This is a genomic window from Deltaproteobacteria bacterium, assembly GCA_013151235.1.
Lineage (GTDB): Bacteria > CG2-30-53-67 > CG2-30-53-67 > CG2-30-53-67 > CG2-30-53-67 > JAADIO01.
This window is the reverse complement of record JAADIO010000006.1, coordinates 1-17,233: the sequence shown is the minus strand read 5'-3', so window position 1 is coordinate 17,233 and position 17,233 is coordinate 1. Positions and strand designations below refer to the sequence as shown.

Below are 17,233 nucleotides of genomic sequence, written 5' to 3'. Positions count from 1 at the left end.
ATTTTTCATCTTTTCCGAGAGTCGATTTGTTTTGAAAAGAAGAGCCTGCCCGTTTTTCGCAGGAGGGATTCGGATCTCTCGCCCTTCAGGCATTCTGTCCCGGCAGCGCCCTCAGGATCGATGCCTTCAGTTCATTGATTCGTATCGGCTTGGTGAAGAAATCATGGACCCCCTCCCGTAAGGCGTCGGTGACCACGCCGAGGCTGGCATAGGCGGTGATGATAATGACGGACGTTTCCGGGTAGAGACTCTTCACCGTACGGAGGACCTCGATCCCGTCGGTCCCGTGCATCCGCAGGTCGGTAATCACCACATTGAATTGCTTCCGCTTCATCCGGTTCAGCGCAGATGCCCCGCCCCGAAAGGTTTCCACCTCATACCCTTCCCGTTTCAGTGCAAGACGGATCTCCTCGCGCAGGGTCGCCTGACCATCGATGACCATCATCTTCGGAATTGTTCTTGTCATATACCCTCTGTTTTGGTTCTCTATGACCGGCTGACAAAATTTTCGAGACGGAATCGGCTGCCGAGTTCCGAGAAAACGGTTTGCGACCGGTGTGCCGGACGATACCAGCGGGCACCGTCGATCGTCAGCAGAAGGCCGATCAGGATGAGCAGGGCGTCAAAGATCGTGTTTCTGCCGGGGCCGAAGTATTTGATTAAACCGATCCCGATGCTGATGAAGGAGATCCCGGTCCGGATGAATGCCAACCCGGTTCGTGCCCGGGCGTATATGGTCCGGTTGCAGGCGGCGATGGTCCGTTGGGCGGCCAGAACGTTTCGCTCCCGAGCAAGGTGTGTCCGCTCCAGACTTCCGGGGGGCGGATAGAGCAGGGTGCAGTACTCCAGAAGCCGGTCACTGATCCGGGCCAGCATTTTCTCCCGGTGCGGTGCTTTGACGGGGGATTTCTCCGGGTTGAGATAGTTCTTCAGAAAGCTTACTTCCGTGGCGGTGACCTCGACCAGCGTCGTGTCGCCGGGGGGACGGAGGCGGCTGCGGCGGACTTCGAGATAAGGGAGTACGGCGCCGACGGCCAGGACGCAACCCAGGACCAGAATAAGAATCGTCGCTGCTTCGGGGAGTGCGAGGTAGTGTGCCCGGGTGAGAGCAAAGGAAATGGTGATCAGTCCCAGTCCGGCACGCATGATCGCCAGGGCGGTGCGGGCACGGGCCATGTCCGTCCTGTAGCAGGCGAGAGCAGTCCGCCACTGGGCCATGTTATTACGCCAATAGGCCAGGCCGGTTCGCTCCGTACCCACCAGTTTGCCCGGTTTTGCATGGAGAAAGTCTTCAGTGAACCATCGGATGTCGTCCGGGAGGCAGACCTTGAATTCAAATGGCCCGGTTCCGAGGATTTCCTGCACCTCTGCTGGAAGGGCGGGGTCGGCGGGATTCGTGCAAGCGACGACTACCGTACCGTCGGCCTTTTTGATGACCGGAAACCATCCTTCCTCCCGCAGTTTTTCAGTCTCCAGCCCGGACAGGAGCTCGGGGGGAATCGGCAGCCGTTCATCGTATTCAAGGACCCCGCAGTGGTAATGATCGGCAAGGGCCTGCTGGAGCGCTGCGCGGGGAAGGTCGTACTCCCGTAGAAGGATCTCGGCCGGCGGCAGGCCATGACGTTCGGCGACCCCGAGTGCCTCGGCCAGGGTTTTCGCATCCAGAATCCCGTGTTTGACCAGACCCTGGAACGGGCTTTGTGAATTAGTGTGTATCATGACGAAGCTCGATCTTCTTCCAGTCACAGCAGGGAATGCCGTAGTCCGGTATGTTGATATTCACATCCGCGGTGCAGTAGGGCAACTGTTTGCGGACCCTGCTCGCAGGGAGGACCCAGAGGAGACCGTCGACGATCAGCAGAAGACCGCCCAGCATCATGACAGCCTCATAGCTGTACCAGAAGAAGTTGCTCTTGTGAAAATAGACGGCAAATGTAGCACCGATAAAGAAAAAAGTCCGGCCGGTCCGAATGAAGGAGTAACCGGTTCTCATCCGTGCCATTACTGTACGCAGCCGGGCCATGGTATTGCGCCTGTCCGCCAGCACGGTCCGTTCAAGCGCAAGCCCGGTGGTTGCCCAGATTCCGGGGGCCTGCCCTTTTTCGAGAGGCAGCCCCACACGGTTCGGTGGAGAATCGTCATGGCGGTGCGGAAAGAAGGTGTCCCAGATCGTTTCCCCGGCATTCATTCGGAGAACCGATTTGAAGCTGATCTTGCCGGAATGGTAGCCCCGGAAATACCAGAAGAGTCCCTCGCAGATCATCAGGAAGCCGATCCCGGCCAGGCTCAGGTCAAAGTAGAACCAGGAACTGTTCGGGAAGGCCCGTATCAGCCCGGAACCGAGACCGACGAAGGCGCCGCCGGTGCGTACGAAGGCCAGCCAGGTACGGACGTTCGCCATCCAGGTCCTGAAGCAGGCAAGCGTGGTCCGTTCTTCGGCGAAATCGGTCCGGTCGGATGCCAGGAAACGGCGACGCATCACCGGCGAAAGCCGGGTCCAGTCCCGCCGGAGGGTATCCGCTTCCGGGACGACATCCGAGCGTTGGAAGGTCGGAGATTTCTCTTCATCCGAAACCTGGAGTACCGTACTCCCTCCCGTGGGGGTGGTTGCTTTGCAGGAAGGGAGAAGGTCATTTACCTTCCGGGCCGGCATATACTTCAGCATGTGGGCAAGGATCATGTAAATTCCGAAGGAGAGAAGGGGGACCTCCAGGATCAGAAATGGGAGAAGGGCGTTGCCCGGAAGCTTTGTAAAGATGCGGAGGAAAACGATGGCGATGGCGATGAATGCGCATCCGGTTCGGACCACGGCCAGATGGGTTCGACTCTTGGCCAGCAGTGTGCGGCAGAGGGAAAGCATGGAACGGCGATTGGCAAGATAGGTCCGGACACGGGCAAGCGGCGTCCTCCCTGCATCCGGGGAGAACCGATGGTTGATGTCCTGATTGTGTTCGATGATCCGGGTCAGATTATCGCGGTCGGCCAGCACGAATTCGATATGATCCACGCCGAGGACCTTCCGGCAGAGACGGTCCATTTCTGAGGAGGGAGTGCAGGTAATCACCGTGGCCGTCTTCCCGGAGATGGTCCATGGGAACCACCCTTCCTCTTGCAGCTTTTTCAGGTCGAGAGGGGTAACGATCTCAAGGTCGGCAACGATGTCCTCGCTGAATCGGACCCAGCGGCATCCCTGTTCCGCCGCCTGTCCGGCTAATCTGTCGATCCCCACCGCCGGGGAATTCTGGTCGATATTTTCCATTTACGGATTCAATGTCGGATTGTAATCTCATGTCACTCAACACCGGGAAGTAAGACAATTTCTCCCCGAGGATTCGGCGTTCCTGTCGTCCGCCGAATAATTCGTAACTTAATATATTAGCACTTACTGAAATCCGTAGCAATCAATAAATCAAATTCGGGAAAATCGACTCAGACGTGCAAAGGGGTGGTTCGGAGAGGAGGGGGCAGCTTTTTCTTCCGGATTCCGGCCAGATATTTTGTGATTGCCTTCAGACTTTTCGGTCCTGCGACCACGAAGATTCGGTCCCCGGGATAGACACGGTCATTCCCGTGTGGGACGATAATTCCCTTGTGTTTCTCATTGAGAATCCCGGTAAAGAGACAATCTCCGCAGAAGGCCGGCTCCTTGGCCAACTCATAGATCAGTCTCCCCTCCGAGGGCCAACTCCCGGGGAGACGGAACATGACCAGCTTTGTCCCGTTCTCTTCGAGGGGGGTGATCACCTTGAGGTCGGGATTTTCCAACTCGGCGATCACCTTGTTCTTGAACATCCCAACAATGTCGCAGATGACGGTGACGCCGGCGACGCGGTAAGCATCCCGGTAGGCCGGGTTTCGCATCTTGACGTAAATATTCGGTACGTTGAAGCTGTGTGCCAGCAGGGCGAAGGTCAGATTGTCTTCGTCCCGGTAGAGAGCGGAAATCGCTACGTCGGCCTTCTCGATCCCTGCCTCTTGCAGTGTTCCGATCTCCGTAGCTTTGCCGATGATGGTCACGGCCCCGGTTTGGGCAAAGGCCATCTCGCAGGTCTCCTTGTTAATGTCAATGACGACCACATCATGCTTCCGGTTTACCAGTTCTCCGGCCAGGGCAGCTCCGGCAATCCCGCCTCCTCCGATGACAATGTACATAATGTCTCTCCTATCTCCAGGTGGAACGATAAAACAACACGGCGATCGGCAGAATCTCCAGCCGTCCGGCCAGCATGCCGACGATATAGGTGATCTTGATGATTCCGCTCAACGAAGCCATCTTGTGTACGGAAAAATAGAAAGGCCCCATGTTCCCCACGGCCGAAGCCATCCCCGACAGTGACTGCCAGGCGTTCAGATCGGAAAAGGAGGCGGTGATCCCCGCTCCGACGGCGATCAGAATCATCCAGGCACACGCCAAGGCGGCAATCCGCTGGATCTCGCTGTCCGGGATGGTCTTCCCCGCGACGACGACCGGAGAGATGGAGCGGGAAGGGCCGGCGATCCGGGAAAGCTGCGTTTTAAACATCCGGCTTAAGATTCCGATTCGAAGGACTTTGATTCCCCCCGCCGTCGACCCGACGCAGCCGCCGATGAGCATGAGAATGAGGAAGATCTGTTTGCTCAGGGCCGGGAAGAAGGGGTTGTTGATATCGAGAGTTGAATAGCCGGTGCTGGAGATCATCGATGCCGTCTGAAAAAGGCTGGCCCGAAATGCGCCTTCCATCTGGTGCAGCGGATTGCCCGTGAGGGGAAATTGCCGGAAGTGGTCGATCAGGATCAGCCCCGCGGCTCCCAAGGTCAGGGTCCAGAACCAGCGCATCTCGAAATTCCTGTAGAGAGCCCGTATGTTACCGGTGAAAACCTGGTAATGGACGAGAAAGTTAATCCCGCCGGCAAGCATAAAGAAGGTTGCCGCGTACTCTAAGAATCGCGCGTGGGCATAGTGATGGGCTCCGTAATATGCAATGCTTGCATCGTGTGTTGAGAATCCTCCTGTGGAGATGGTTGTCAGGCAGTGGTTCAGGGCGTCGAAGCCGTTCATCCCGCCGAAGAAATAACAGAAAAAGGAAGCGATGGTAAACCCGATGTAGATTCCCCAGAGGATTTTAACGGTATTGAAGATCCCCGGAACGGGCCGGGATGTGCTGATTTTGTGCCCTTCGGCGCCGAAGAGGCTCGCTGCGGCGGAACCTCCCCGGAATCCGACGGCGAGGAAAAAGGTCAGGATCCCCAGACCTCCGATCCACTGGATAAAGGAGCGCCACAGGAGAATGCTTTTCGGCATGGTATCGAGTCCTTCCAAAACGGTAATCCCCGTCGTCGTCAGGCCGCTGACCGACTCGAAAAAGGCGTTAATGAAGGATTCGTGGAGACCGATCATGAAAGGAACGGCGCTGACGAGGCTGATGACAAGCCAGCCGAGACCGGTGATGATCATCGCATCCCGAACGGTGGGCGCACGTGTGGAAATCCCTTTCTGGGCGATCAACCCGATGAGGATGGAGAGTGCCGCCGGCAGGGCGAAGGCGCTGACCGGCACACCCGCCCTTGTCCCTTCATGGTACCATTCGTAGGGGATCAGGGCCAGGCAGAGGAGGAGCCCCATGACGGTCAGCAGGGCACCGAGGTAATTCAGAATAAAGAGATGCTCTCTGGCCCACAGCCCGACCGAGTGTTTCCGCAGAAACAGTGGATGCGAAATAAGTGTCTGATTCATCCTTGTCCTTTATGTTGCAGGGGAACTAATTTCCTTATCGGGTAACGAGTGGAATCACTTGAGAAAGAAATCGATTTTTCCCCCTGCCGATCCGCTTATGGAAAAGCCGGCCGAAAGAATAATGGGTGGATTTATGGAAGTGCGTCATCCTTCCCGGCAAGTTGAGAATATTTATTGACAAAGAGGGTTTGAAGGAATAATATACAAAATTCGATTTTATTCAAATTTCACTACGGGAAGAAGGAGAACCGAATGTACAGGTCCGAGATCAAAGTAATTGATTGCACTGTTCGCGATGGCGGACTTATGAATAAATGGCAGTTTGACGATGATTTTGTCTGCACCGTCTATCGGGCCTTGAACGCTGCGGGCGTTGATTACATGGAGATCGGTTATCTCAGTTCGGAGAGTGCCTTCTCCCGGGATGAAGTCGGTCCCTGGAAGTTCTGTGCCGAACCGGACCTGCAGCGGGTGGTCGGAGGAGAGGAAAAACGGATGAAACTCTCCGCCATGGCCGACATCGGACGGATCGATCACGCGGATATCCCCATGAAGTCGGACAGTTCGCTCGATATGGTGAGGGTGGCCTGCTATATTCATCAGATCGATGCCGCCATTGACCTGGCGCATCATTGTATTGACAAGGGATACGAAACGACGATCAACCTGATGGCCGTCTCCACGGTCGGTTTGCGGGACCTCGACGAAGGGTTAAGCGATCTGGCGAAAAGCCGGGTACCGGTGATCTATCTTGTTGACAGTTTCGGTGCCTTCTATTCCGAGGATATCGATGTACTGGCAAAAAAATACAGGGATCAGCTGCCGGGCAAAACCATCGGGGTTCATTGCCATAACAACCAGCAGCTTGCCTTTGCCAATACCATCTCCGGGATTATTGCCGGGGCGAATTACCTCGATGCTACTCTCTATGGGATCGGACGGGGGGCCGGGAACTGTCCCCTGGAACTGCTCGTTTCTTTTCTGAAAAACCCGAAATTCAAGGTCCGTCCCCTGATTCAGGCAATTGAAAAACAGATCCTCCCCTGGCGGGAAAAGATCGACTGGGGCTACTTTGTCCCTTATATGGTCACGGGGGTCTTGAACCAGCATCCCCGGACGGCCATGGCTCATATGGATTCCGACGAAAAGAACAAGGTGACGAAATTCTACGATCAGATGACCAATGCTGCGGAAGTGGACTGAATCTCTCCCTGTTGCCCTGAATGCCGCCTCTTTTTTTTTCGGAGATTGCCGTAATCTATCGTCCCGGACTTTACAGCAGGATTATTTGCGGGTAAAGTGGAAAACGTGTTGTGATTGGACTGCATAGAGTTGATGGTCAAACGTGCCGATGAAACAGAACTGTTGGGAATATTTCCAGTGCGGTCGTGAACCCGGCGGGAAGAAGGTCGGAGAATTGGGGCTCTGTCCTGCTGCGGAGGCGGAACGGCTCAACGGAGTGCACGACGGGAAGAATGCCGGTCGAGCCTGCTGGGTGGTGCCGGGTACGGACTGCAACGAAGATCTGACCGAGACTTCGGTGGACAATATCAAGATGTGCACCGATTGTGAGTTTTACCGGCAGGTCAAAGGCGAAGAACGTTCGAAGTTTGTTTTTACCGGGCTCCTCCTGACGAATGCCTTCCATGAAAAATCCAAACCCGAATCGTCTGCTCCCGATCATTCCGCCCGAAAGGATGGATGATCTCCACCGTGACGCCGTTGAAGCAGTCTCTTCATCCCGATGCCGGGCTGTCGTTTATCAATTTTCTCTTCACCTCGAAAGCCCGGCGGATTTACAGGAACTGCGGCTTTGTTCCTCATCCTCCAGGTTGAAACGCTCCACTTACGAGGCCATCAATCATAATTTTCATCCCGTTCTCTTTTATGATGTCGTAAAAAGTCATTCCCCGGGTCCCGCTCATGGTTCGACAGGCTACCGAGCATGTGGTTCGGCAAGCTCACCATGCTCGGAAGCTCGCCGAACCACACGAACGGAATATCAATAACTTACATCGTTCGCCCTGAGCCTGTCGAAGGGCTTCGTGACTTTTTAGGAGAACATCTTTCTTTTCTTCTTCTCAAATTTTAGGCACTCTCTTCCCGAGGCTTCCAGGACCACTCGACAGGGAAGTTCCTTCCCTTTGAACCCCATAGTCCGGCAACCCCGGGGAAACTTCTTGTCCCAGGTTACATAAAAATGCCTGCATCGGAAGCAGTCGATACCTTTCCGCTTCTTTTCCATCAGTCATACCCCTGCACATTCCATTGCTCAAAGCGATCCCTTAATTTTTCTTTTCCAGGAGTTTTGCCATCCGTTTCAAATGGAGCTGTTCCTCCCCGGCAAGATGTTCAAAAAGGGCGGTGCTTTCCGGGTCCTCTTTCATTCTTGTGATCATCCTTAGATAGAGATCGCAGGCGTTGGTCTCAAGGGCCATGGAAAACTGAAGGATCTCCGTCGCAGATTTCCCTTTCGACCATTGCAGTCCTTCCGTCAGCGGGATTCCCCCCTCCATGAGATCGGGATAGTCCGACTGCGGAAGGGGAGAGGTCGGATCTTTTGCCGATAGACGCCGGCAGAAATTCAGAAGTTTCTCTTGGTGGTGCGTCTCGGCAAGGACCAGTTCATCAAAGAGGACCTTGACCGAGGGATTCGAGGCCGCATCCGCCATGGAGGAATAGAATCGACGGGAACCTTCCTCCAGCATCATAGCCAATTGTCCCAGGGCCTGCGGCGTATCGGCATCGGAGAAGATGAGCATCCCCGTTTCGGGCGGACCCGATGCAGTACGGCCATCCCAGGCGAGGAGTCCCCCGGTGAGGGTATGGGCCTGTTGAAATCCTGCCCCTTCGAGCAATCCCGCAGCCGACCGGCTGCGCACGCCTGCCGTTCAATAGGTGAGGGTCGGCTTCGCAGGATCGAGTTCATTAAGTCGGTCGGGAAGATCTCCGAGGGGAATCAGGATTGCACCGGGAAGGTGTCCCCCTTTATATTCGTTAGGCTGACGGACATCAATCAACTGGAGTTCTCCGGGGGCGGAACGATCAAGAAAAGACTTCAGATCTTCTGCAGTCCAGGAGGAAACCGGCTTGAAATAATCAAAAACGGACATCATAAATCTCTTTGCAGTGAACGGTTTTGTTCGCCGGAAACCTGAAAGGATTTTACGAACTTCCGGTCGATCCAATCTTTGAGAAAGAAGGCGGTGCGTCCGGCAAAAATCCTTCGCCCCTTATAGAAAATCCCCCGGCCGTCCCCGAGATTGAAAATCAGGAGGTAGTTTTTCTGCGGGACGAAAGGTTGCATCTCTCCTCCCTCGAGGGCGGCCATGAGGTTGTGATGAAGGACCGGGTTCTGCCGAACGGCAAAGACCCCGACCTTGTCGAGGGGATGGCCGGCCAGAGAGATACAGTCGCCGCCGCCGAACAGTTCCGGATAATCGGTGGACTGTAGAAAATTATTGACCAGAAGGCCGCCGTCCGGACCGACGGCAAGACCGGAGTCGGCGAAGAGTGGAGAAGGGCGAACACCGAGGGCCAGGATGGCCAGGTCGAAGGGGAATCGGCGTTCATCCTCAAGGACTGCTTCCCCCTTCTCGAAGGTACGAACCCGTGCCCCCTCCATAACGGAGATCTTCCGTTTCACGAACGAGGAGAGCGCGAGTCTCCGGACCTTCTCAGGAAAGGCAGGGAGGAACCGCCGGCCGGCCAGGAGAGTAATCTGTGCGGTTCCATTCTGTTTCCGGACCAGCCGTTCCAGGTTTCCCGTGATTTCCAGACCGGCAGCGCCTCCTCCCACCACGACAAGACGGGGAATACCCTGTGAGAGCTGATTCAAAACTCGCTGTTTCGCACGGAGGAGATTCAGGATTGGTTTGACGGTCAATATCTCTTCCGTCACGCCTTCCAGAGAAGTCAACGGCACATAACTTCCCGTATTGAAGGAGGCAACATCATAGCCGACCTCGTCACCGGAGGCCAGAATGAGTTTGTTCGCCTGGGGATGAACCCGAACGACCTCTCCCTCAATGAACTCTCCGCCCCGGTCTTCTACCATCTTTCTTACATGAAAGCGGATCTCCTCGGGGCGATAAATGCCGGAAAACATCCCCGGCCCCATGCCGGAGTAGTAGTGGAAGGGAGAACGATTGATCAGTGTAACCTGGTGCCCCCGGGAAAGGTATTCATCCAGGCGAAGCATAACGGTCATATGTGCATGGCCGCCTCCGACCAGGATCATCTGTTTCGTAGTACGGCTCATAAATTTATCCCATTCGGCAGAGGAAGGGATTACTGAAAGACCAACTTGCCGCCCAGGTATCCAGCGATGCCGACACAGGCGAGGACGAAAAGGTTCAGCATTACATAAAAAACGGACAGGCCCGAGAGGGATAAAAGAAGGCCGGGATGGAGATAACGGATCAAGCAGGCGAGGGCTCCTCCCAGGATCGCAAGAACCCCGGCCGTCAGCTTTTTTTTGAATACTGGCACCCAGGCGCCCCGGTAATGCTTCTTCCAGTCGAAAAGACCCGTCCCCAAGGCCAGTGCGGAACCGAGGGTTCCCACCCACAGGGTGTAGAAGGCGACAATCTCCATATGAGGGTTACGAGTGAAAAAGAACAGAAAAAGAAAAAAGATCGAAACGGGGATCAGCCCGTTGGAAAAATGGACGGCAATCGGATGAGGGTGGATTTTAACGGAGGCCATAAAAAGTTTCTCGGTCCTTATTTATTGCGGAGCTTCTCAATTCGTTCCCGTGTCGATTCGAAACGTTCTTTCATCATTTTGAGATGTTGCAGTTCAAATTTTGCCAGATCGAGAAGAACCTTCTTCTCAGCTTCCTCGGAGATCTTGTCGGCGGCGTCCACATAGAAGTTGTAAGCTGCCTGTTCGCGCTGCTCTGCAATAGCGTAGACCTCGAGAATTTTCTCCAGGTCATGGATCTCTCGATTCATAAGAGGACTCCCGATACGGGTGCGTGCAACATAAAAACGTCGAGAACGTTTTAGCAAATTACAACATATCAAAGATCCTGTCAAATCCAACTGAAATCCCCAAATCCAGCAATAGAAAATAATCTTGCGATAGGTAGAGTAGAGGCGCCAAGTTTTCCCTGATCGCCAATGGCTGTCACGCAAAAACTCTTAAATCGGTTAGAGTGCCTCTCTCGGCGCATCGTGCCGTCACGGATCCCGGTCTGAGCAATTTTTCACTCATTTTGTAAAATCTTAACATCCTTTTACAACGGATTTACAATATAGCGGCTACAATGATGCACGGGTTGTATGGGGAACCATAGAGGATTGATCTAATGAGGAGGAGGTGGCGATGATGTTGCTTTCAAGACGGAATTTTATCAAAGCGGCTGCAGCGGCGGCGGCAGCAGGTACCGTGGGGATGAATCTTCCTCGTAACATTCAGGCTGCGGCTCGAACCGCTGAAACGGGTTGGCGATGGGATAAGGCGGTCTGTCGTTTCTGCGGAACGGGATGTGGAATCATGGTCGCTACCCGGAATGACCGTATTGTGGCGGTGAAGGGGGATCCCAAGGCCCCGGTCAACCGTGGTCTCAATTGTATCAAGGGATATTTCAATGCCAAAATCATGTATGGGCAGGACCGGTTGACGCGGCCGTTGCTTCGGGTAAACCGGAAAGGGGAATTCGATAAGAAGGGAAAGTTCCGTCCGGTTTCCTGGAAGCGGGCCTTTGACGAGATGGAAAGGCAATTCAGGCGTGCCTATTACACCCTGGGGCCGACCGGGATCGGTGTTTTTGGATCGGGGCAGTATACAGTCGAGGAGGGATACGCCATCAGCAAGCTCGTGAAAGCCGGATTCAGGAGCAACAATCTCGACCCGAATGCGCGTCATTGCATGGCCTCGGCGGTGGCCGGATTCATCCAGACCTTCGGGATTGATGAGCCCGCGGGGAACTATGATGATACTGAATTCACCGATACGATTGTTACGTGGGGCGCCAACATGGCGGAGATGCATCCCATCCTGTGGTCACGCGTGACCGACCGCAAATTGAGCCGTCCGAACCGTGTAAAGGTCGTGAACCTAAGTACTTTTACGCAGCGGTGTTCGGATTTGGCTGATATCGAAATCATCTTCAAACCCAATACGGATCTGGCCATCTGGAATTACATCGCCCACGAGATCGTCTATCATCATCCAGAGTCGATCGACCGGGATTTTGTGGACCGTTACATGGTTTTCGCCACTGGTTTCCCGGATATCGGTTACGGGATGCGGGAAGATATTCATTACCCGAAGTATCGGGAATCCGAACTGGATACCACCGCAAAACAACGATTGAAAAAGCTAACGGAGGATGAGGTCGAAGGACTGAAGTTCCTGGGCGTCCAACCGCAGGAGATGATGAAGATGAAACATTCCCGGAAGGCCGGGGCACACTGGATGATCTCCTTCGAGGAGTTCAAAAAGGGGCTGGCCCCCTATACCCTGGAGTACACGGCGCGGCTGGCCAGGGGCAATCCCGATGAGCCTTTAAAGGTTTTTCAGGAAAAGCTTCAGGCCCTGGCGGATCTTTATCTGGAGAAAAACCGGAAAGTCGTCAGCTTCTGGACCATGGGGATGAACCAGCATACCCGAGGGACTTGGGTGAACGAACAGGCCTACATGGTCCATTTCCTTCTGGGAAAGCAGGCTCAGCCTGGAAACGGCGCCTTCAGCCTGACGGGACAGCCCTCGGCATGTGGCACAGCAAGAGAGGTCGGTACCTTTGCACATCGTCTTCCTGCGGATATGGTCGTCAAAAACCCCAAACACCGGAAAATAGCAGAATCGATCTGGAAACTACCCCCGGGAACCATCAACCCCCGGGTGGGCAGTCACTTCGTCAAGATGATGCGTGATCTGGAGGACGGAAAGATCCGCTTCGCCTGGGCACATGTCTGCAACCCCTGGCAGGATGCAGCGAACGCCAACCACTGGATCAAGGCTGCCAGGGAGATGGACAATTTCCTGGTGGTTTCGGATGCCTATCCCGGGATTTCAGCAAAGGTCTCCGACTTGGTTCTGCCGAGCGCGATGATTTTTGAAAAGTGGGGTGCCTACGGAAATGCAGATCGGCGCACACAACACTGGAGACAGCAAGTGACTCCAGTGGGAGAGGCCATGCCTGATCTCTGGCAGTACACGGAATTCGCAAAGAGGTTTCGGCTGAAAGATGTCTGGAAGGCGTGGAAGATCGATGAGAAATTGACTCTTCCGGATGTGCTGGCTCAAGCGAAAAAGATGGGTTACAAACCTGATGATACGCTCTTTGATGTTCTCTTCGCCGATTCCGAGGCCAGAAGCTATCCCTGGCCCGATCCGGTCGGAAAAGGCTTCCAGAACACGGAGGCGGAAGGGGACAAGCGGAATGTCATAGGAACTGATGGAAAACCGTTCCGGGGGTATGGATTTTTTCTGCAGAAATACCTCTGGGAGGAATACCGGAAATTCGGAGCTGGGCGTGGCCACGATCTGGCATATTTCGATGACTATCATAAGAAAGCGCGGGGTCTCCGGTGGCCCGTTGTAAACGGGAAGGAAACACCGTGGCGGTTCAACGCGAAGTATGATCCCTATGCACGCGCTGCAGGAACCGGAGATTTTGCCTTTTATGGACCCGCCTTAAAAAAACTGCCGAAAGGAGATTTGCGAGGCCCCGGGACTCGCGAGAAGTTCAGCTTGAAGAACAAGGCCAAGATTTTCTTCCGGCCTTACATGGAGCCCCCGGAAGTTCCCAATGATCTCTATCCGTTCTGGCTCTGTACCGGACGCGTGCTGGAGCATTGGCACTCCGGCACGATGACCATGCGGGTCCCGGAGCTTTACAGAGCAGTCCCTGAGGCGCTCTGTTATATGCATCCGGAGGACGCACGAAAGCTGGGGGTCCGGGATGGAGAAATGGTTTGGGTGGAGAGCCGACGGGGAAAAGTCAAGTCCCGAGTAATAACGCGTGGGCGGAACCGCCCGCCCAAGGGGCTTGTCTTTGTCCCGTGGTTCGATGAACGGGTCTATATCAACAAGGTTACACTCGATGCAACCTGTCCGATTTCCAAACAGACTGATTATAAAAAGTGTGCCGTCAGGATCTATAAGGCCTAAACATGGGAGAAGTCCGGAAGATCCATGCGGTTTGACTGCTGACAGGGAGGTTCGGGATGCATGAGAGGGATGAGAAACCGAAACCCGTTAGTTCGAGAAGAAAGTTTCTTTTTCAGATGGTCCGGTCGCTGGGCATGGCCGGGATCACCGGGACGGCATGGGGTGCCTATGTGGAAGAGAATAAGGCGGATCCGTTGATTCTCCGTCCCCCGGGCGCTCCACCGGAAGAGGACTTTCTGAAGCAATGTATCAAATGCGGAAAATGTGTTGAAGCATGTCCCTATGACACCCTGAGACTGGCAGCTCCCGGGGATCAAAAACCCCTGGGTACCCCCTATTTTGTTCCCCGGGAGACACCTTGCCGGATGTGTACCGACATCCCCTGTGTCCCGGTCTGTCCTACCGGTGCGCTGGATCTTGACCGGGTTTCCAAGAACCGGGGCAACATGGAGATTCCGGACATTGCCCGGGCCAGGATGGGGGTTGCGGTCCTGGATGAATCTTCCTGCCTCGCCTACTGGGGAATTCAGTGCGACGCGTGTTACCGTGCTTGTCCTTTGATGGATAAGGCACTTACCATTGATTATCTGCGGAATGCAAGAACTGGGGAACACGCCCTCCTCATACCGAAGGTGCATTGTGAACAGTGTACGGGCTGTGGAGTGTGTGAACATGTCTGTATCACCCAAAAAGCGTCGGTCCGGATTTTTCCGAGGGACCGGGTGATGGGAAAAGCGGATCCCAGGTATATCAAAGGGTGGGACAAACGGGATGAACGGCGTCTGTTAAATATCCCGGATCGTTTCACCATCCGAACGGAAAGGAGTCGTCGCAAAGCACAGGATTATCTGAATGATGAGGGAATTCTGTATGAGTAGATTTTTCTTCACACACAGGTTTCTGATCCTAAGGAGAATTAGCCAAATCACCCTGCTTGTCCTCCTGATCGGGGCAAACCGGTGGGGGTGGAAGATCATCACCGGCAACCTGACCTTTTCGGAACTCTTCGAAAAGATTCCGCTGACCGATCCCTTTGCTCTGCTCCAGGTTTTTGCGGCTGGCGCCTCCGTGAAACAAACCGTTGCTGTGGGTGCGCTTATCGTCGCTCTTTTTTATGTTTTTTTAGGAGGAAGAAGTTTTTGTAGCTGGATCTGCCCGGTGAACCTGGTCACGGACGCGGCGGGAGGAATCCGGCGCGGGTTGAAGATGGATTTTGAGGACGAGGACGGGTTCATCCGGTTGAGTCGGAACGTACGCTACTGGATGATCGGGATCTCCCTAATACTTTCAATGCTCCTGGGGGTTGCAGCCTTTGAGTTTATCAGTCCCGTTTCCATGATGCACAGGGGACTGATCTTCGGCATTGGTTTCGGGTGGATGGCCGTTGGGATGATTTTTCTTTTTGATCTCCTGGCGGTGCGGAACGGCTGGTGCGGACATCTCTGCCCCCTGGGAGGATTTTATTCTCTGATCGGTCGTAACAGACTAATTCAGGTCCGGCACACGGCGGATCTTTGTTCCCGCTGTGACCGATGTATCGCGGTCTGTCCGGAAAAAGAGATCTTAAGTGAGGTCGGGAAACAAAGCGGCACCATCTCCCATGGGGAGTGCGTGCTCTGCGGACGGTGTGTGGAAGTTTGTGAAGAAAACGCTCTTCGTTTCGGAATCCGGAAGATCTTGAAAAGGAGGAAAACATGAACAGGTATGCACGATATGGAACGGGGATATCCTCAGTTTGCATGATCGTTCTATTTTGCTTCGTGGCGGCACATGCAGCGTCTCAACATGATGCAGCGAAAGGTGATGAGAAAATGGGGTATCGATACGCGCCCCTCATGGATGATGCCGGTACACGAGTACCTGCTGTCCGCTATCCTTCCAATGCGCCGGGGACCAGTCGGAGAATCGATCGTTCCTTTGAAAATGCCCCTCCTTTGATCCCTCACGACATTTCCGACATGCTGCCGATCAAGAGAGGAAAAAATCTCTGCATTTCTTGCCACATGCCGGACGTAGCGGTCGGGATGGGAGCAACGCCCGTTCCCCGTTCGCACCTCGTGGATTTGAGAACCGGGAGGAATCTGGGCGGGAAACTTTATCAGGGAAGATATTTTTGCATCCAGTGTCATGTTCCGCAGGCGGAACTGAAACCTCTCATCAAAAACGGTTTTTAGCGAGGATGCAGGACAAAGCTGAATTGGCGAGGGCGGTATGGCGCAGAGATCCCCGGGAAAAGCGCCGATCTTGAACCGAACGAGCGGAGGGTAAAATGAATGTGTCCGGTATTGTTATTCAGGCAGAGAAAGGTCGGGTGGACGAGGTGATTTCGGTCCTGCGGAAGGGGTCACTGTGTGATGTCTTCTTTCATGATCCCCGGGGACGGATCATCGTGACCCTTGAAGGAGAGTATGCCGAAGAGGAGATCCGGAAGGTACTACAACTGGAGAGAATTCCGCATGTGATCTCCGTTAATCTGGCATATGCATACAGTGAGGAGGAACTGGATCGGGCCAGGGAAAAATTTAAAAAGAGAGGAGGTGACGTACCGGACGTCCTGAAGGATGATAGCGTTCGTGCGGAAGAGATTGTCTATCATGGTGATCTGAAGAGAAAAATGCACTGATTCGGGATCGGTCGATTAAAGGAGGCGGGAAATGAAGAGATACGGACTGACTTTATGCGCTGGGATTCTCATCACACTGCTGTGGTGTTCCATAGCAGGTGCGCAACCGGTTTTCTATCCACATCTGTCCAAGGAGAGCAGGGCCTGTGTGGAGTGTCACAAGGATTCTACCCCCGGGCTTTATCAGCAGTGGGGGAACAGCAAACACTTTCGCGGAAACGTCGGATGTTATGAGTGCCATGGCGCACAGACCACGGATCGTGAAGCGCTTAAGCATTATAATTTCAGAATTCATGTGATTGTGACCCCCAAGAACTGCGGTCGGTGTCATGCCACGGAGTACACCCAGTTTGAGAACAGCCACCACGCCAAGGCCGCCGAGATTCTCGGATCTTTGGACAACGAACTGGCCGAGGTGGTGGAGGGGAACAAGGCTTTTCAGGGGAGATCCGCCCTGCTCGTTAATGGCTGCAAACAGTGTCACGGATCGATCATCAAGATCAAGAATGGACAACCGACCACGGATACCTGGCCGAACGATGGGATCGGACGAATCAATATTGATGGATCACGCGGTTCCTGCACGGCCTGTCACTTCCGCCACACCTTTTCCGCCGCCCAGGCCCGACAGCCCGAGACCTGCGGTCGGTGTCATCTCGGGCCGGACCACCCCCAGAAAGAGATCTATGAGGAGAGCCGGCACGGCATCGCGTATTTCGACAACAAGACGAAGATGAACCTGGAAAGCGCAAAATGGGTGGTCGGGGAAGACTACT

The 17,233-nt window shown here is 54.4% G+C and carries 17 protein-coding genes and 1 pseudogene; 8 read left to right on the top strand and 10 right to left on the bottom strand.

The features are described from left to right. Nucleotides 1-85: 85 nt before the first annotated feature. The 5 genes from GXP58_01565 to GXP58_01545 all read right to left on the bottom strand — a co-directional run bounded on the left by GXP58_01565 (nucleotide 86) and on the right by GXP58_01545 (nucleotide 5,713). Nucleotides 86-466: a response regulator gene (locus GXP58_01565; GenBank protein NOY52290.1), complete on the bottom strand. Its 381-nt coding sequence runs from the start codon at nucleotides 464-466 to the stop codon at nucleotides 86-88. Between the two features lie 20 nt (nucleotides 467-486). Continuing rightward, nucleotides 487-1,719 carry a DUF202 domain-containing protein gene (locus GXP58_01560; protein ID NOY52289.1) on the bottom strand — a complete coding sequence of 411 codons (1,233 nt, stop codon included), beginning with the start codon at nucleotides 1,717-1,719 and terminating at the stop codon, nucleotides 487-489. After that, nucleotides 1,706-3,259, bottom strand: coding sequence for a DUF202 domain-containing protein (locus GXP58_01555; GenBank protein ID NOY52288.1), 1,554 nt, complete (start codon nucleotides 3,257-3,259; stop codon nucleotides 1,706-1,708). Before GXP58_01555 ends, GXP58_01560 begins: the two co-directional genes overlap by 14 nt. A gap of 170 nt (nucleotides 3,260-3,429) precedes the next feature. Continuing rightward, nucleotides 3,430-4,152 (bottom strand): TrkA family potassium uptake protein, encoded by a 723-nt coding sequence (locus tag GXP58_01550; GenBank protein NOY52287.1) that lies wholly within the window; start codon nucleotides 4,150-4,152, stop codon nucleotides 3,430-3,432. 10 nt (nucleotides 4,153-4,162) lie between these two features. Further along, nucleotides 4,163-5,713, bottom strand: a complete 1,551-nt coding sequence (locus GXP58_01545; protein ID NOY52286.1) for a TrkH family potassium uptake protein — start codon at nucleotides 5,711-5,713, stop codon at nucleotides 4,163-4,165. Between the two features lie 252 nt (nucleotides 5,714-5,965). On the opposite strand from GXP58_01545, the gene GXP58_01540 reads away from it, so the two are divergent. Both GXP58_01540 and GXP58_01535 read left to right on the top strand, forming a co-directional pair. After that, nucleotides 5,966-6,916: a nucleoid-structuring protein H-NS gene (locus GXP58_01540; protein NOY52285.1), complete on the top strand. Its 951-nt coding sequence runs from the start codon at nucleotides 5,966-5,968 to the stop codon at nucleotides 6,914-6,916. A gap of 148 nt (nucleotides 6,917-7,064) precedes the next feature. After that, a pseudogene (locus GXP58_01535) lies at nucleotides 7,065-7,325 on the top strand (hypothetical protein). 673 nt (nucleotides 7,326-7,998) lie between these two features. Here GXP58_01535 and GXP58_01530 read toward each other — a convergent pair. From GXP58_01530 to GXP58_01510, 5 genes are read right to left on the bottom strand one after another with little or no spacing between them, the layout of a single operon-like run. Beyond that, nucleotides 7,999-8,595 (bottom strand): hypothetical protein, encoded by a 597-nt coding sequence (locus tag GXP58_01530; protein ID NOY52284.1) that lies wholly within the window; start codon nucleotides 8,593-8,595, stop codon nucleotides 7,999-8,001. Nucleotides 8,596-8,604: 9 nt separating this feature from the next. Further along, complete coding sequence (locus tag GXP58_01525) at nucleotides 8,605-8,829, bottom strand: hypothetical protein (protein ID NOY52283.1); 225 nt, start codon at nucleotides 8,827-8,829, stop codon at nucleotides 8,605-8,607. Then, entirely contained in the window at nucleotides 8,826-9,974 is a 1,149-nt protein-coding gene (locus tag GXP58_01520) for an FAD-dependent oxidoreductase (protein NOY52282.1), read from the bottom strand. The genes GXP58_01525 and GXP58_01520 overlap by 4 nt, the downstream gene beginning before the upstream one ends. A gap of 29 nt (nucleotides 9,975-10,003) precedes the next feature. Next, nucleotides 10,004-10,420, bottom strand: coding sequence for a hypothetical protein (locus tag GXP58_01515; protein NOY52281.1), 417 nt, complete (start codon nucleotides 10,418-10,420; stop codon nucleotides 10,004-10,006). A 17-nt stretch (nucleotides 10,421-10,437) separates the two neighbouring features. After that, nucleotides 10,438-10,668: a hypothetical protein gene (locus GXP58_01510; protein NOY52280.1), complete on the bottom strand. Its 231-nt coding sequence runs from the start codon at nucleotides 10,666-10,668 to the stop codon at nucleotides 10,438-10,440. A gap of 376 nt (nucleotides 10,669-11,044) precedes the next feature. Here GXP58_01510 and napA point away from each other — a divergent pair, with 376 nt between their 5' ends. The 6 genes from napA to GXP58_01480 all read left to right on the top strand — a co-directional run. Continuing rightward, nucleotides 11,045-13,834 (top strand): nitrate reductase catalytic subunit NapA, encoded by a 2,790-nt coding sequence (gene napA, locus GXP58_01505; GenBank protein ID NOY52279.1) that lies wholly within the window; start codon nucleotides 11,045-11,047, stop codon nucleotides 13,832-13,834. A 56-nt stretch (nucleotides 13,835-13,890) separates the two neighbouring features. Continuing rightward, nucleotides 13,891-14,712, top strand: coding sequence for a ferredoxin-type protein NapG (napG, locus tag GXP58_01500; GenBank protein ID NOY52278.1), 822 nt, complete (start codon nucleotides 13,891-13,893; stop codon nucleotides 14,710-14,712). Then, nucleotides 14,705-15,532, top strand: a complete 828-nt coding sequence (napH, locus tag GXP58_01495; protein NOY52277.1) for a quinol dehydrogenase ferredoxin subunit NapH — start codon at nucleotides 14,705-14,707, stop codon at nucleotides 15,530-15,532. Before napG ends, napH begins: the two co-directional genes overlap by 8 nt. 113 nt (nucleotides 15,533-15,645) lie before the next feature. Then, nucleotides 15,646-16,008, top strand: coding sequence for a nitrate reductase (locus GXP58_01490; GenBank protein NOY52276.1), 363 nt, complete (start codon nucleotides 15,646-15,648; stop codon nucleotides 16,006-16,008). Between the two features lie 95 nt (nucleotides 16,009-16,103). After that, the gene (locus tag GXP58_01485) at nucleotides 16,104-16,457 is read left to right on the top strand and encodes a chaperone NapD (protein ID NOY52275.1); all 354 of its coding nucleotides are present in this window, start codon (nucleotides 16,104-16,106) and stop codon (nucleotides 16,455-16,457) included. Between the two features lie 31 nt (nucleotides 16,458-16,488). Beyond that, on the top strand, nucleotides 16,489-17,233 hold a 745-nt coding region (locus GXP58_01480; protein ID NOY52274.1), incomplete at its 3' end, for a hydroxylamine oxidoreductase.

What these genes read in the sequence shown, in the direction of transcription:
- GXP58_01540 (NOY52285.1), top strand. Translation starts at nt 5,966, where the DNA reads ATGTACAGGTCCGAGATCAAAGTAATTGATTGCACTGTTCGCGATGGC.
- GXP58_01545 (NOY52286.1), bottom strand. Translation starts at nt 5,713, where the DNA reads ATGAATCAGACACTTATTTCGCATCCACTGTTTCTGCGGAAACACTCG.
- GXP58_01515 (NOY52281.1), bottom strand. Translation starts at nt 10,420, where the DNA reads ATGGCCTCCGTTAAAATCCACCCTCATCCGATTGCCGTCCATTTTTCC.
- GXP58_01485 (NOY52275.1), top strand. Translation starts at nt 16,104, where the DNA reads ATGAATGTGTCCGGTATTGTTATTCAGGCAGAGAAAGGTCGGGTGGAC.
- napH (NOY52277.1), top strand. Translation starts at nt 14,705, where the DNA reads ATGAGTAGATTTTTCTTCACACACAGGTTTCTGATCCTAAGGAGAATT.
- GXP58_01555 (NOY52288.1), bottom strand. Translation starts at nt 3,259, where the DNA reads ATGGAAAATATCGACCAGAATTCCCCGGCGGTGGGGATCGACAGATTA.
- GXP58_01565 (NOY52290.1), bottom strand. Translation starts at nt 466, where the DNA reads ATGACAAGAACAATTCCGAAGATGATGGTCATCGATGGTCAGGCGACC.
- GXP58_01525 (NOY52283.1), bottom strand. Translation starts at nt 8,829, where the DNA reads ATGATGTCCGTTTTTGATTATTTCAAGCCGGTTTCCTCCTGGACTGCA.
- GXP58_01510 (NOY52280.1), bottom strand. Translation starts at nt 10,668, where the DNA reads ATGAATCGAGAGATCCATGACCTGGAGAAAATTCTCGAGGTCTACGCT.
- napA (NOY52279.1), top strand. Translation starts at nt 11,045, where the DNA reads ATGTTGCTTTCAAGACGGAATTTTATCAAAGCGGCTGCAGCGGCGGCG.
- napG (NOY52278.1), top strand. Translation starts at nt 13,891, where the DNA reads ATGCATGAGAGGGATGAGAAACCGAAACCCGTTAGTTCGAGAAGAAAG.
- GXP58_01550 (NOY52287.1), bottom strand. Translation starts at nt 4,152, where the DNA reads ATGTACATTGTCATCGGAGGAGGCGGGATTGCCGGAGCTGCCCTGGCC.
- GXP58_01520 (NOY52282.1), bottom strand. Translation starts at nt 9,974, where the DNA reads ATGAGCCGTACTACGAAACAGATGATCCTGGTCGGAGGCGGCCATGCA.
- GXP58_01560 (NOY52289.1), bottom strand. Translation starts at nt 1,719, where the DNA reads ATGATACACACTAATTCACAAAGCCCGTTCCAGGGTCTGGTCAAACAC.
- GXP58_01490 (NOY52276.1), top strand. Translation starts at nt 15,646, where the DNA reads ATGGGGTATCGATACGCGCCCCTCATGGATGATGCCGGTACACGAGTA.